The organism is Flavobacterium sp. 38-13 (assembly GCF_001899155.1).
GTDB lineage: Bacteria > Bacteroidota > Bacteroidia > Flavobacteriales > Flavobacteriaceae > Flavobacterium > Flavobacterium lindanitolerans.
This window is the reverse complement of the sequence record NZ_MKVG01000012.1, coordinates 68,499-84,381: the sequence shown is the minus strand read 5'-3', so window position 1 is coordinate 84,381 and position 15,883 is coordinate 68,499. Positions and strand designations below refer to the sequence as shown.

10 protein-coding genes are annotated in these 15,883 nt (G+C 40.0%); 9 read left to right on the top strand and 1 reads right to left on the bottom strand.

Going from position 1 to position 15,883, the window contains the following annotated elements; genetic code table 11:
- Positions 1–171: 171 nt before the first annotated feature.
- The 6 genes from BGO88_RS07075 to BGO88_RS07050 all read left to right on the top strand — a co-directional run bounded on the left by BGO88_RS07075 (position 172) and on the right by BGO88_RS07050 (position 4,268).
- Positions 172–1,386, top strand: a complete 1,215-nt coding sequence (locus BGO88_RS07075) for an aminotransferase class V-fold PLP-dependent enzyme (protein ID WP_286706424.1) — start codon at positions 172–174, stop codon at positions 1,384–1,386.
- Between the two features lie 14 nt (positions 1,387–1,400).
- Positions 1,401–1,838, top strand: a complete 438-nt coding sequence (locus tag BGO88_RS07070) for a hypothetical protein (RefSeq protein WP_273237583.1) — start codon at positions 1,401–1,403, stop codon at positions 1,836–1,838.
- Positions 1,839–1,842: 4 nt separating this feature from the next.
- On the top strand, positions 1,843–2,268 hold the full coding sequence (locus tag BGO88_RS07065; RefSeq protein ID WP_273237581.1) for a SufE family protein: 426 nt from the start codon (positions 1,843–1,845) through the stop codon (positions 2,266–2,268).
- 103 nt (positions 2,269–2,371) lie between these two features.
- Positions 2,372–2,695, top strand: a complete 324-nt coding sequence (locus BGO88_RS07060; RefSeq protein ID WP_056066957.1) for an SUF system Fe-S cluster assembly protein — start codon at positions 2,372–2,374, stop codon at positions 2,693–2,695.
- Positions 2,696–2,812: 117 nt separating this feature from the next.
- Positions 2,813–3,316 carry a DUF2480 family protein gene (locus BGO88_RS07055; protein WP_286706423.1) on the top strand — a complete coding sequence of 168 codons (504 nt, stop codon included), beginning with the start codon at positions 2,813–2,815 and terminating at the stop codon, positions 3,314–3,316.
- Between the two features lie 67 nt (positions 3,317–3,383).
- On the top strand, positions 3,384–4,268 hold the full coding sequence (locus BGO88_RS07050) for a DUF3078 domain-containing protein (RefSeq protein WP_374117954.1): 885 nt from the start codon (positions 3,384–3,386) through the stop codon (positions 4,266–4,268).
- 64 nt (positions 4,269–4,332) lie between these two features.
- Here the strand turns inward: BGO88_RS07050 and hflX are convergent, their stop codons facing one another.
- Entirely contained in the window at positions 4,333–5,562 is a 1,230-nt protein-coding gene (gene hflX, locus BGO88_RS07045) for a GTPase HflX (RefSeq protein WP_286706422.1), read from the bottom strand.
- Between the two features lie 466 nt (positions 5,563–6,028).
- Between hflX and BGO88_RS07040 the strand changes: the two genes are divergently transcribed.
- The 3 genes from BGO88_RS07040 to BGO88_RS07030 all read left to right on the top strand — a co-directional run bounded on the left by BGO88_RS07040 (position 6,029) and on the right by BGO88_RS07030 (position 15,776).
- The gene (locus BGO88_RS07040) at positions 6,029–12,889 is read left to right on the top strand and encodes a choice-of-anchor J domain-containing protein (protein ID WP_286706421.1); all 6,861 of its coding nucleotides are present in this window, start codon (positions 6,029–6,031) and stop codon (positions 12,887–12,889) included.
- A gap of 63 nt (positions 12,890–12,952) precedes the next feature.
- Positions 12,953–13,885, top strand: coding sequence for a PorP/SprF family type IX secretion system membrane protein (locus BGO88_RS07035; protein ID WP_286706420.1), 933 nt, complete (start codon positions 12,953–12,955; stop codon positions 13,883–13,885).
- A 19-nt stretch (positions 13,886–13,904) separates the two neighbouring features.
- Positions 13,905–15,776 (top strand): OmpA family protein, encoded by a 1,872-nt coding sequence (locus BGO88_RS07030; protein WP_056066940.1) that lies wholly within the window; start codon positions 13,905–13,907, stop codon positions 15,774–15,776.
- The last annotated feature ends 107 nt before the right edge of the window (positions 15,777–15,883 follow it).

Here is a 15,883-nt window from a genome sequence, read left to right as displayed (position 1 = left end):
TTTGTGAGTCCCTCAGGGGAATTTATCAGGCAGAAAATGGACTTATGTTCCTGTTTTACGGCTTATTGGCAATAGTTTTTATATGAATCTGTGACGAAATTTTAATTCTATCTTAATTCTTACCGTATTAAATAAACATACCGTAAATTTGCATCTATTTCCAGATATAAAATGTTAGATATACAATCCATTCGAGCCGAATTTCCGATACTTTCCCAGAAAGTGAACGGCAAGCCGTTGGTTTATTTTGATAATGCGGCGACATCGCAAAAACCCAAAGTGGTTATTGAGGCCATTACTGCTTATTATGAAGAAATCAATGCCAATATTCATCGCGGGGTGCATAAGCTAAGCCAGTTGGCAACCGACGCTTATGAGATTTCCCGTAGCAAAATACAGCGCCATATTAATGCCAGGCACAACCATGAAGTGATTTTTACTTCCGGAACTACGCACGGTATTAATTTGGTTTCTAATGGATTTGCTGCTATTTTGAAAGCAGGTGATGAGGTGATGGTATCTAACCTTGAACATCATTCGAATATAGTGCCATGGCAGATGCTGTGCGAACGTACCGGAGCAAAGCTGACGGTGATTCCTATGAACAATCAGGGAGAATTGGTTTTGGAAGAATTTGAGAAATTGCTTTCGGAAAAGACAAAGATTGTGGCGGTTAACCATATTTCAAATGCTTTGGGAACCATTAATCCGATAAAAGAAATCATCGAAAAAGCGCATAAAGCAGGAGCTGCTGTATTGATTGATGGAGCCCAGGCGGCACCCCATATCAAGCCGGATGTGCAGGAGCTGGATTGTGATTTTTATGTTTTTTCCGGACATAAAATTTGTGGGCCAACAGGCAGCGGTATTTTATACGGAAAAGAAGCCTGGCTTAACAAACTGCCTCCTTATCAGGGAGGTGGCGAAATGATTAAGGAAGTAACATTTGAAAAAACGACTTATGCAGAGTTGCCACATAAGTTTGAAGCCGGAACGCCTAATATTGAGGGCGGAATTGTTCTGGGAACAGCAATTGATTATCTGAATTCTATAGGATTTGATAACATAGCGGCATATGAACACGAACTTTTGGAATACGGTACTCAACGTTTGCTCGAAATAGAAGGATTGAAAATTTACGGGACTTCCAAAAACAAGACTTCTGTAATTTCATTTAACATTGAAGATATCCATCCATATGATATCGGAGCTATTGTCGACAAACTGGGGATCGCAGTTAGGACTGGACATCACTGCGCTCAGCCTATCATGAGCTTTTTCAATATTCCGGGAACCGTAAGGGCTTCTTTTGCATTTTACAACACCAAGGAAGAAATCGATGCTTTGGTTGAGGCTGTCAAAAAGGCCAAAACCATGTTGTCTTAAAAAAATAATAGCGTATGAAAATCTTATCTGCATTTGTAATGGTATTGGTTCTGGCAAAAGGCTGTAACAGTTCAGAACTGCGAAAAGAGAGTGAAAACATTTCTTTTGAATATGAGGCTACAACCCGTGGCAACTATCGTAAAATAATAGCCAGGCAGGATACTATCTTTACCATAAAAAGCAGAAACGGGGAAGCTGTTGAAAAAAAACTTTCACGAAGTGATTGGAACAGCATGCTGGACCTGCTTGCTAAAGTGGACAGGACGAATATTCAAAACCTGAAAGCGCCTTCAGAAAAGCGATTTTATGACGGGGCTATGATTGCAGGATTAACCGTAATTTATAAGCAGGACACTTACAGGAGCGCTTCGTTTGATCACGGAAATCCACCCAAAGAAATAAAAAAACTGGTTGAAAAAATCATTTCGGCTTCAGACCTGAACAAAGAATAAGACAATGACAATTCAAGAAATACAAGAAGAAATTAAGGACGAATTCTCTATGTTTGATGAGGAGAATTGGGATGAAAGATACCAATATGTAATCGATATGGGCAAAACGCTGCCATTGATTGATGAGCAGTACAGAACCGACGATAATATCATCAAAGGTTGCCAGTCAAAAGTCTGGTTGCATGCAGAACAACGCGATGGTCAAATTGTTTTTACGGCAGACAGCGATGCTATTCTGACCAAAGGAATTATTGCCATACTAATTCGTACTTTTTCAGGCCAGAAAGCTTCCGATATTCTGGATGCCGATACTAAGTTTATTGACGAAATAGGACTAAAAGAGCATTTGTCGCCAACACGGGCCAACGGATTGGTGTCAATGATCAAGCAGATTAAAATGTATGCGCTGGCTTTTCAGTCAGTTTCTTAAATATAATAAGGACAGCCGGGTCCATAATTGAACTGCAAGCCGTTACTGGCTTCTTATTACTGCAAATCTTCGGCAGATTTGTTCACGAAAAATTATTTTAGACATGGAACAGGAAATAGACACAAATCAACTTGGCGAGGATATCGTCAAAATATTAAAGACCATTTACGATCCGGAAATACCGGTTGACATTTATGAGCTTGGTCTTATTTATGATGTAATGGTCAATACGGATTATGAAGTTAAAATATTAATGACCCTGACTTCTCCAAACTGCCCTGTGGCTGAAAGTCTTCCGAAAGAAGTAGAAGAAAAAATCAACAAGATTGATAACGTAAAAGCAACCGAAGTCGAAATCACGTTTGATCCGCCCTGGAGTAAAGATTTGATGAGCGAAGAAGCTAAATTAGAACTAGGAATGCTGTAGAGTAGTTGAGAGTGGATAGTGGATAGTTTATAGTTGGGCTTGTCATTATATAAATGCACTATCCACTAAAAATTATCCACTATCCACTAAAAACTATCCATTATCCACTATTGACTTATGGAAGAAATTGTAAATAAAGTAGCAAACAGCGCATTAGAAGTATTTGATCTGGAAGATTATTATCCAAAAGGAGAGCGTGTGGAGTTGGATATTTCACAGTGGCTTTTGGAAGGTTTTCTCTTGCGTGAAAAAGATTTTCGTGAACAGTTGAAACAATACGACTGGTCACAATATGCGGATAAGTATGTTGCTGTTTATTGCAGTACGGATGCTATTATTCCGGGATGGGCTTTTATTCTTGTAACCGTCTACCTGACTCCTTTTGCGAAAAAAGTAGCTAATGGCAGGCTGGAAGATTTGGAAAATTCTCTGTATGAAGAAATTCTGCCCACATTGGATTACACTAAATACGAAGGAAAACCGGTCATAATCAAAGGATGTTCCCGAAAGCCCGTGCCAACGGGAGCCTATCTGTTGGCAGCGCAAAAACTCCAGCCTTTTGCCAGAAGTATTATGTATGGTGAGGCCTGCTCAGCGGTGCCTTTGTATAAGAAAAAGTAACTTTTTTAGTACTTTTCCTGCTTTAAAAAGCTGTATTTAATACCTTTGTTAAAAAACAGGAAAGATGATAAAAAAGTTCACCTTACTAATGCTTTGCTTTTTCGGAATGACAAAGGCAAAAGCTCAAGAGCCAGCTGCGCCAGCAGATACTACTAAAACATGGCAGACCAAAGGAAATGCGTCTCTTCTTTTTAACCAATCTACCTTTGATAACTGGTTAGCGGGTGGTGAGAACAACATCTCCGGAACCCTTGGTGTCAATTATGATTTCAATTACAAGAAGGACGATCTCACGTGGGACAACAAAGTCATTGCATCGTATGGTATCGTTAAAACGAGAACCAGTTCATTTGCCAAGAAAACAGATGACCGTTTGGAACTGAACTCTTTACTTGGTAAAAAATTCAAGCCGGACAGTCGTTGGTATTATTCTGCGTTCTTAAATTTTAAGACCCAGTTTACCAAAGGTTATGAGTATGGGAAAGACGCCAATGGAGTGGAAATAAGGAGCGAAATTACCAACTTCCTCTCTCCGGCCTATCTTACTTTTGGTCCGGGTGTTCTTTGGAAAAGAGATGACAATTTGAAATTCAACTTTGCACCGGCTACTTCAAAAATCACTTTTGTGGACAAGAATTTTACATTACCTAATGAGGCCTATTTTGGTGTAAAAGAAGGTAAGTCGCTGCGTTATGAATTGGGAGCCTATGCTTCGGCATATTACAAGCTTGATATTATGGCCAATGTGACTTTTGAAAACATCCTGAGCCTTTATTCCAATTATCTTGAAGATCCTCAGAATGTGGATTTGGACTACCAGTTAAATATCGTGATGAAAATCAACAAATATCTTTCTACCAACCTGTCGTTCCAGACTATTTATGATGACAATGCTTTTCAGGGATTCCAAATCAGACAAGTATTTGGGGTAGGAGCCAATTACGGTTTTTAAAAAAAAACACCACTACATATTAAAAGAAAAGCCTTCCATCGGAAGGCTTTCTTTTTATTGTTTTTTAATCATTTTGATCTTCAGGAGCTTCTTTATAATCCGGATATAAAAATTTGTTGTAAGGAAAACGTGTGATATGGATTTCTCTTACGGCTTCATATACTTTTTCGCGGAACTCCTCGAAGTTTTCCTTGTTGAGTGCAGAAATAAAAAGCGCCCTGTCTTTTCCCATACGTGACATCCAGGTGTCTTTCCACTCTTCAAGGGTATAGTGCTTGGTTGTCTTCTCAGTAATGAGGTCGTCAGCATCAATAGTCAGGTGCTTGTACGAATCAATTTTGTTAAACACCATAATTGTGGGCTTGTCTGCACTTTTGATGTCGGCCAGAATCTGGTTTACGGATTCAATATGGTCTTCAAAATCCGGATGCGAAATATCGACAACATGCAATAGCAGGTCGGCTTCGCGCACTTCATCCAGCGTACTTTTGAACGATTCTACAAGCTGTGTCGGCAATTTACGGATAAATCCAACGGTATCTGATAACAGGAACGGCAGGTTTTTGATAACCACCTTGCGTACGGTAGTATCTAATGTGGCAAACAGTTTGTTTTCAACAAAAACTTCACTTTTGCTGATGACGTTCATCAATGTTGATTTACCCACGTTAGTATAACCTACCAAAGCCACACGAACCATAGCGCCACGGTTGCTTCGTTGTACAGACATTTGTTTATCGATAACCTTGATTTTGTCTTTCAGCAAGGCAATACGGTCACGTACAATACGCCTGTCCGTTTCGATTTCAGTTTCACCGGGACCACGCATCCCGATACCTCCTTTTTGACGTTCCAAGTGGGTCCACATTCCGGACAATCTTGGCAGCAGGTATTGGCATTGTGCCAATTCTACCTGTGTCCTGGCATAGGATGTTTCGGCACGTTGCGCAAAAATATCCAGGATGAGGTTCGTCCTGTCCAGTACTTTACAGTTTAGTATTTTGGTAATATTCTTTTGTTGCGAAGGCGAAAGCTCATCGTCAAAAATAACCGTATTGATGTTGTGTTCCTTTACATAATGGTGGATTTCGTCCATTTTTCCGGTACCTAAAAAAGTTTTCGGATTAGGGCGTTCCATTTTCTGGGAGAAGCGCTTTACAACTTCTCCGCCGGCCGTAAAGGTCAGGAATTCGAGCTCATCAAGATATTCGTTGAGCTTTTCTTCATTCTGGTGTTGTGTGACTATCCCGACAACTACCGTTTTTTCAAACTTTATGGTTTCCTTTTCTAGCATAAGTGCAAAGATAAAAACAGTTTGGCTAATAACAGGAGTGCCAAAAGATTATTTTTTTATGTAAATTATTTGTTTGTCTCTATATTCATGGAGGCTTTTTTTTGTTATATAGAATCTTCATTAAGATTATAAAGGGCGTTTTAATATCTAACCCATGGTTTCTTTTGCATGAATTTTAATGCAAAATATGATTTATTGAGTAACATTTCATAAAAAATGTTAAATTGAAATATTATATATAAAGATGAATGTTTTTTAGGAGAAACTTTAAAAAAATCAGCAAATAATACTTTAAAAAAGAGAAAAAAATTCTACGTTAAACTCACCATAGACCCAAAAACTGCTGATATTCACAAAACAATTTAGTTAAATGTCATTTTTTTGTTACGATATTCTTAAAAATAGTTAAATTTGGAGTTCTTAAATTTTTATCAAAATATATTAAACAACCTAAACTTTTCATTTTATGAAAAAAATTACGTTATTACTTCTTACCTTTTTCATCTCTCTTGTCGCCTATGGGCAAGGCCTGACAGAGAATTTTGATGGAGGTACGGCACTCCCTGCAGGTTGGAATTGGTATAATGGTAGTTTGCCAGCAGGTTCTCCTGCACAAAGAAACTGGCTGATTAACACACAACCCAATTTCTCTGCTTCAGTTCCCAATTCTGCATTTGTACAGAATTATCAGATTGGACAGGGAAACACCTCGAGAAACTGGTTATCCACTACTCGGGTTACTTTGCCGGAAAACGCCCAACTCCAATTTTTAACCAGAGCATTCCTTAATGAAGATCAGGGAACCATCTATGAAATTAGGGTTTCCAGAAATGCTGATCCTAGTGTTTTAGCAGATTATGCTCTTGCTGAAACCTGGAATGAACAGCAATTAAATCCAAATGGGATTTATGAAGCTGACGGTACTACACCACACTGGGACGAAAAAACAGTTAACCTGAAAGCATTGGGCTATAATGCCGGGCAACAGGTGTATATTGCTTTTGTCCGTGTCTTCACACAGCCAACCGCTGCCCTTGGAGGTGACCGTTGGTATATTGACGATGTGCGTGTTTCTAAAAAATGTGAGATGCCTATAAACATGGCGGCACCTACCATTAATATGACGAATGCGGTACTTACATGGAATGTTCCGGCAGGAGGAGCAACTGATTTTGAATTGGTTATTGTTCGTGATACACAAACATTGGACCAGGGTACAATAATACCTATAACAGGCGCTCTAACCTACACTATTCCTGTAGGGACATTGACTGCTGCTACCAATTATAAATATTATATAAGAGCTGTTTGTTCTGCAACCAATAAGAGTGATTGGACTGCACCCTATTTCTTTACAACAGCTGCTTTAGGAGAAAGGTGTTCGGATCCTATTGTGATGCCGGGCATACCGTATTCTACCAATAATAATACAAGCAACTCAAATGACAGAACCGATGTAGCTCAGGGGACAGGTTGTGGAGCCGTTCCTGCCACTACAAATTATATGACAGGTAACGAAGTATTCTATTCTTTCGTAGCTCCGTCAACCGGAGATGTCAGAATTGAAATGACGCCAACCGGACCAAACTCCGCTTTATTTGTATACAACAGTTGTGCTAACGTAGGAGTGAGCTGTATTACGGGTGTGGCAAACACCGGAAGTGGTACAAGAATAATTCCTGCTTTGGCAGTAACAGAAGGACAGACTTATATTGTGGTTATTTCTTCAACCAGTGCTACACAAACAGTAGGCTATTATTTAGAATTGCAATATGTAACTTGTCCGGAGCCAACTAACTTAAGTGCGCCGGTTGTTAATCAGACAGGAGTTACTTTGGCATGGGATAATCCTAACCCTGCTTATGCAACATGGGAAGTGGCTATTCAACCGGCAGGAGCATCTATTCCTGGTCCTGGTGTTTCAGGAACTCTGGTAACGACAAATAGAGATTTTACTACCACAGTTGACGGAACCCCAATTGTGGGTTCTACTGCTTACCAATATTGGGTAAGAGCATTGTGTGTGGAAGGTGGTACGACTTATAGCCCATGGGCAGGTCCGTTCGAATTCTTCACACCTATATGTGATGCTACTTTACCAAACGCACAGTGCGTTCATAATTTCAGGCTAACCGGTACTAACGGATGGCAAGGAGCGGTTATGCATGTACGACAAAACGGTATTACCGTAAAAGTATTAGGGCCTCAATTCACTTCAGGTACTTCCTTAGTAGTTCCGGTACCTTTGTGTAACGGTATTCCTTTTGAACTGGTTTGGGTATCTGGTGGTACAGCACAGGCAAGTGTAGGAATCGTTGTCCAAAACTCTTTCGGACAATTATTATATCAAAAAACGGCTGGAACCGGAGCACCGGGCACTACGCCATTGCATACAGAAATGGTAGATTGTGAATTCCCGAAATGTCCTCCTCCAATCAACCTGGGAGCAACAGCAATCACAGCAAGCGGTGCTACCCTAACATGGACACCGGCTTCACTTCCTTCGGGACCAACTACGGAATGGGAAATTTATCTGGCACCACAGGCAACTGCTGTGGCACCTGGAAATGATGATCCAATCAATTTAGCGAACACTACAACAGTTCGTCCTAATCCAAGAACCGGATTGATTTCAGATACTCAGTATGTATTCTATATCAGAACGGTATGTGGAACAAACAGGGCAAGTACATGGGTAGGTCCGTTTACTTTCAGAACGGCCGTATCTTGTGGTATTCCTACTGCTCTGGGCGTAAGAAACCCTCAGACAACAAGTGCTGATTTATTCTGGACGCAGCCTGCATTAGGAGGCGCTTCTGCATGGCAGGTAGTAGTTCAGGCACCGGGAGCAGGAGCTCCTGCCTATGATGATACCAGAGCAGTGAATTTAGCAAACGGTGGAACATATGGAACGGGAGGGGCAGGTTCTGCCTTAACTCCGGCTACCCAATATGAATATTATGTAAGAGCGGTTTGTTCAACTTCTCCTTTAGATGTTAGCCGTTGGGTAGGACCATTCCTGTTCAACACTGCTTGTGAGCCGCTAGCGGTTCCTTATTCTGAAGGATTCAACAGTACTTCAACAAGAGAACTTTGCTGGTCTGTATTGAGTGTTTTGGGTACCAATACCTGGAACATGAACGATACGGCAACTCCTTCTGAAGGAAACGAAGTAGCTACTTTTACGCCTAATAACGGTACCAATAATGATGACTGGCTGATTTCGCCAACATTAGATTTAAGACAGAACTATAGATTGCGATATAAATATAAGGTAGCCAGTGCTACTGCAGCAAATGCGCTTGAAATCAGAATTACAAACGCAGGAAATACTGGAATTGCTCCATCAGATTTTGCCGCGACACCATTATGGACAGGTACATTGACAAATACTACTTATCAGGAGCGTATCATTAATCTTGTTGGTCGTGGTAGTGCCACAACTAATGGTGATTTGGTAAATATCGCTTTCCGTGTTCCTCCGGGAGTAAACAACGCAAACAAAATCTTTATTGATGATGTAGTGTTTGAGCCAATTCCTGCATGTCCGGATCCTATGGATTTAGGAATAGTGACGAACAGTATCACTTCAACTTCTGCACAAATATTCTGGACACCAGGATATCAGGAAACACAATGGCAGGTAGCAGTTCAGCCAATCGGAACAGGAGTTCCGGCAGCTAACTTTAATGGGGCTGTTACTACAAACAACGTAAACTTCCTGGCAAACACAAATACTGTTAACGGTACTCCGTTACAGCCAGGAAACCAATATGAAGTATATGTAAGAGCAATCTGTGCTGATCCAAATGTAAGCCAGTGGGTTGGACCAATCGTGTTCAGAACACTTCTTTGCGAAACAGCAGATTTATGTGCTTATACTTTCACAATGACAGATACTGCATCTAACGGATGGGGTACAGGAGTTTCGATGAACATTATCCAAAACGGATTGGTTATCGCTACTTTAACGGGTCCTGCTAACGGACAGGCTTCAGCTACACAAGTGGTTAACTTCTGTCCTGGAGTACAATTTGAAGTATTCTGGAATCCAAGTACAGCCAGTACGGCAAACCTGGCTCAGGTTGGTTTGACAATTACAAACTTCTATAATGAAGTAGTATATACTAAACCTGCCGGAACCGGAAGACCAAACAGTAGATTGTACAGAGGGATGCCTTTCTGTTCTACAATTACATGTCCTTATCCAACCAACTTATCCGTTGAGCAAACTTCACCGGTTTCCGCAAACCTTACCTGGTCACCGGGAGGAACGGAGCAGGCATGGGAGTATGTATTCCAGCCAGCTGGAGGTAACTATCCTGGAAACTTGCCTGGACAGCGTGTAAACGTGCCACATGCTAACATTACCGGATTGGCGCAAGCTACTCCATATGAATATTATGTAAGAGCAATTTGCGGACCGGATAACGTAAGTTACTGGGCCGGACCATATGAATTTACAATCTATAACTCACCAGGATGTATTGGTGTAGATATTGAAGGTATTACAATGTCTGTGGGAGAAGAAAAACTTCTTTGTCCAAATGACAACTGTATTGACCTGACGGCAAGTTATTTCCAGACACAGGCTACTAACAGATATCGTGTTGAGCGTATCGACTATGCTCCGCCATTCCCTTACACTGCAGGACCTGGAAGTATTACAGTTCCGGTAAACGTGGATGACGACTGGTCACCACTTATTGACCTGACATTACTTAGTGATTCTACTGGAAACAGCAGGCCATTTAATTTCTGTTTCTTTGGAGATTCATACAGCAAATTGTTAGTGACGGATAACGGTGCTATTACATTCAGTATTGCCGGACCACAAGGAAACGGTGGTATGTATACACCAGGATCTGATAATGCAGGATGGACAATGGCTACCAACAGACAAATACCAAGTATTCCGCCTACAAATGCGCCAACACAATTGCCATACCGAAATTCTATTTCAGGAGTACTACAGGATTTAGATCCAAGACCTGGGAATTCACCGGCAGATGCTTCTATCAACTATACGGTTCTTGGTACGGCTCCATGTAGGGCTTTCGTTTTGAATATTTATAAAATGGCTTCTTATGGCTGTAATAGTCAATTGCAGACCAGCCAGATTGTATTGTATGAAGGAAGTAATATGATTGACGTTTACGTTGAAAGCAGAACTCCTTGTAATAGTCATAACCAGGGGCTTGGTGTTATCGGTATCCAGGGAGACACAAATACAGAATTTGCTGTTCCACCAGGAAGAAACGTTGGTACGTGGACAGCCAGTAACGAAGCCTGGAGGTTTATTCCGGATGGAGACTTGTCTAACGTAGTTTTCAAATGGCTTAAAAATGGTGAATTCTACAGTAGTGACTTGAGTATTAATGTTTGTGCTGATGATGTTGAATTAATGCAGGCTGTAGCTCTATACGACAAGTGTGATGGAACTACTACTGAAAGAAAAGCTGAAGTAACATTAAAAGTAGATCAATTCCCAATCAATGAGCCAAATGATTTACTGGCTTGTACAGGAACTACAACTTCATTTAACGTAACCGAAAATACGGCCGTAATTCTTGATGGTGTTGATAATTCTGATGATTATGAAATTTCTTACTACCTGACTCAGCCAGAAGCTGAAGACGGATCTACACCGGGAATTACTTCTGTTATTTCTACAGTTGTTGCTCCTATTTATGTAAGAATCGAGAAAATTTCAACAGGATGTTTTGTAACAAGAGAATTTAATGTTGATCCAACTGCTCCGCTACCTGCATTTACAGTAACAGGAGACACAATACTTTGTGAAGGTGATTCTACTACTCTTACTGTTGAGGCAACTAACTTTAATGTGGCTGATGCTGTTTTTGAATGGACATTGCCTGATGGAACTGTTTCCAGCCAGACAGGATCTACATTCAATATTGCTGCAGCGACGGCTGCTGATGGAGGAACTTATAGTGTAAAAGTGACAGCAGGCTGTGATGAAACGCTAGAGTTTACTGTACAGGTGAATCAAATTGATACTGAGTTCACATACCCAACACCGGTTTGTCCTTCAGGTACAATTAGTCCGACAGCGGTAACCGCTGCAACATTTACTGCAGGCGGAAGCTATACAATTTCTCCGGCATTGCCAATTGATCCTGCTACAGGAACAATTACTCTTGACGGAGCTACTGCTGGTGACTATACCGTTACGTATACAGTAACTCCTGCAATTACAAACTGTACGGATGATAAGACAGGTCAGTTTACAATAACTATTGCAGGTACTACTATTGTACCGGTAGTTACATTTAACTATACAACACCAGTTTGTAAGAGTGCAACGACAAACCCAACACCTAATTTAGGAGCAGGTTTTGTAACGGGTGGAGTATTCTCGTCAACAGATGCTAACGTTTCTGTAAATCCGGCAACAGGAGAAATCAACCTTGCCAATACACAACCAGGTACTTACACGATTAATTATTTATTGGATGCTATTCCTGCAGAATGTAAAGCAGGAGGAACATTTGATGCAACTATCGTAATTACCAACTCTATTACCCCGGTAACAGATTTCAGTTATGCGGATGATAGTTTCTGTTCAGGCGCTACGCTACCAGGACAATTGCCAACAGGTGCTTTCGAACCGGGCGGACAGTTTACGGTTGAGCCTAGCACGGGATTGAATGTGAATCCTACAACGGGTGAATTTATGGCAGGTACAAGTACACCAGGTACTTATGTGATTAAGTATATAATTCCGGCTGATCCTGCAATTTGCAGAAGCAGATCAGAATCTTCATATACTGTGACTATTGAGAGCACATTCGAAATTAATGTTACTGACGAATGTAGAAACAATGAGTATGTTCTTATTGCTGAGCCTTCTGATCCAAGCTATACATTTGTATGGAAAGATGCTTTAGGAGCTCCGGTTGGAACCAACAGCAACATCTTTAATGTTTCGCAATATGTTGCCAACCTTTCGGGAGAAGTTCAGTATCCATTGAACTTTACGGTGACAATCAGTACAGCTACTGGATGTTTGAATGTAAAACCTGTTGTTGTAGAAAGCACTTTCTGTGACATTCAAAAAGGTATTTCGCCAAACAACGATGGTAAAAATGATTATTTTGACCTTGCCGGTTTCAATGTGAAGAAATTGACTATCTTTAACCGCTATGGAACAGAAGTATACACTCGTACGAACTACACGAACGAATGGAGAGGTCAATCTAGCAAAGACAAAGAATTGCCTGACGGAACCTACTATTATGTGATAGAGCGTAGCGGTGTACCTTCTAAAACAGGATGGATTCAAATCAATAGACAAACAAAATAGATATGTCAAAAACACTGCCTGCTATGGCAGGCAGTGTTTTGATACTATAAAAAAATCAAACCAATGAAGAAAATACTTTTCACCGCACTGATAACACTGTCGGTTTTTGTTGATGTTGAAGCGCAGCAAGATCCGCATTATACGCAGTACATGTATAATATGAACGTGATCAATCCAGCCTATGCGGGTTCAAAAGAAAACTTATCTTTTGGATTATTGTATAGACAGCAATGGGAAGGAATCGAAGACGCTCCAAGAACGTTTACTTTTTCAGGACACTCTCCTGCCGGAAAAAACGTAGGTTTAGGTTTGTCTGTGATTTCTGACGAAATTGGTCCTGTTAAAGAACAGAACGTTTATGGGGATTTCTCCTATACATTAAATCTTGGTGGAGAGCACCGCTTAGCCTTGGGTATTAAAGCAGGTGCCACTTTCCAAAAAATAGGCTTGTTTTCAGATATTAATGGGTCTTTACCTGATCCGACTGATGAGGCATTCTCAGAAGATAGTGACAATACATATTTCAATATCGGAACAGGTTTTTTCTATTATACTAATAATTATTATATCGCTTTGTCGGTTCCAAACATGCTCAAATCAAAGCATTTGAATGTTAGGAGAGATGGTCAGGAAAGATATTATGGTGAGGAAACACAACACTATTTCTTAACGGGAGGTTATGTGTTCCAATTGACAGATAACATCAAATTCAAACCGTTTGCAATGGTGAAGTCAGCTTTTGATGCACCAACATCATTTGACGTTTCGACTAACTTTTTATTCAATGAAAAGTTTGAGATTGGTGCAACTTACAGACTGGATGACTCTTTTGGAGGAATGGTTAATTATGCAATTACTCCAAACCTAAGAGTGGGTTATGCTTATGACAGAATTATTTCTGACCTGAAAGTTACAACTCCGGCTTCTCACGAGGTTATCCTGTTATTTGATTTGAATTTCCCGAAAAAGGTATCACGTTCACCAAGATATTTCTAACCTAAAAGCGACCTAGACAATGAAAAATTTATATATTACATTAAGTTTTGTGATCGCTAGTATGACACTATCAGCACAAAATAAAGATACCGAAAAGGCCGACAAACTATTCAACAGATTTGAATATGTTGATGCTTCTAACGAATACCTGAAGCTAGTAGACAAAGGTAAGGCTGATAATTATGTTTATAAGCAGCTAGCCGATAGCTATTATAATGTTTTTAATACAAAGGAAGCTATCAAGTGGTATGCTAAAGCAACTCAGGAAAAGCAGGATGCAGAAACTTATTACAGATATGCACAAATGCTAAAAGCAGAAGGGAAGTATGAAGAGTCCAATGTGCAAATGCAGAAATTTGCAGGTATGGCTCCAAACGACCAGAGAGCTATAGCATTTAAGCAAGATCCTAATTATCTTCCAAAACTGAAAAGCCAAACCAAATTGTATGATGAAAAGTCATTAGATATTAATAGTGACCAATCAGATTTTGGTGCTGTATTGACAAATGACAATACATTGTATTTTGCGAGTGCCAGAAATAAGTCAAGAAAAACTTATGGCTGGAATGAAGAGCCGTTCCTGGATCTTTACAAAGCAACATACAATGCTAATGGAACATTCAGCGAGCCTGTAACGGTTTCTGAAATCAATACAAAATTCCACGATGGCCCGGCTTCAATTACTGCTGATGGAAATACAATGTATTTTGCCAGCGAAAGTTTTAAAGAAGGTGACTTCGAAAAAGACAAATCGAAAAAGCTTAAATTCGGACAGGTTTATTTGTTCAAAGCAACTAAAGAAGGTGATAAATGGGGTAATGTAAAAGCACTTCCATTTAACAGCAAGGAATATTCAGTAAGCAATCCAAGTATCAGCAAAGACGGTAAAACACTTTACTTCTCTTCGAACATGCCAGGATCTCTCGGTGGAAACGATATCTGGAAAGTAGCTGTTAACGCTGATGGAAGCTTTGGAACTCCTGAGAATTTGGGAACTAAAGTAAACACAGAAGGTAATGAAAGTTTCCCTTTCATTACAGATGACAACAAATTGTTCTTTGCTTCAGACGGAAGAAAAGGTTTTGGAGGCTTGGATGTTTTCCTAATCGATTTCAACAAAAAGACTGATGCAATAAACGTTGGAGCTCCGGTAAATACATCAAAAGATGATTTTGCGTTTACATTTAACACCGCTAAAAATATCGGTTTCTTCTCAAGTAACAGAACAGGTAATGACAATATCTATCAGGCAACTCCGGTTTGCGGCGTAGAAGTTGTTACTATTGTTAGAGATGCTAAAACAGGAGCTATCTTGTCTGATGCAAGAGTTGCTATTCTTGACGATAAGAAAAATGTTATCGAAACAAGAACTACAGCTGCAGACGGACAAGTGGTTTACAGTGTAGATTGTAACAGAGCTTATACACTTCAGGTGGCAAAAGACGGTTACGAAAGCAATGTATTTCCGGTTGCCAAAACTAACGGAGGAATCGTAAACGTGAATGCTGACCTGCAGCCAATCGATGTGATTGTTACTCCAACAGAAATTGTCTTGAAAGAGATTTTCTTCGAGTTTAACAAGAGCAACATCACACAGGAAGGTGCATTTGAGCTAGACAAGCTTGTTCAGGTAATGAAAAACAACGACCAGATGGTTATTATGGTTAAGAGTCACACCGATAACAGAGGTAGCGATGCTTACAACATGAACCTTTCTGACAGAAGAGCAAAATCAACTGTTCAGTATGTTATTTCTAAAGGAATCGACAAATCCAGAATTTCTGGAAAAGGTTATGGCGAGAGCGAGCCTAAAGTGGATTGCAAAGAAAACTGTACAGAAGAAGATCATGCTAAAAACAGAAGAAGTGAATTCTTGATTATCAAGAGATAATTTCTAAAGTCAATAGAAAAAAGGGTTGCTGAAAGGCAACCCTTTTTTTATAGTTGAAAGTTGAAAGTTGAAAGTTGAAAGTTGAAAGTTGAAAGTTGAAAGTTGAA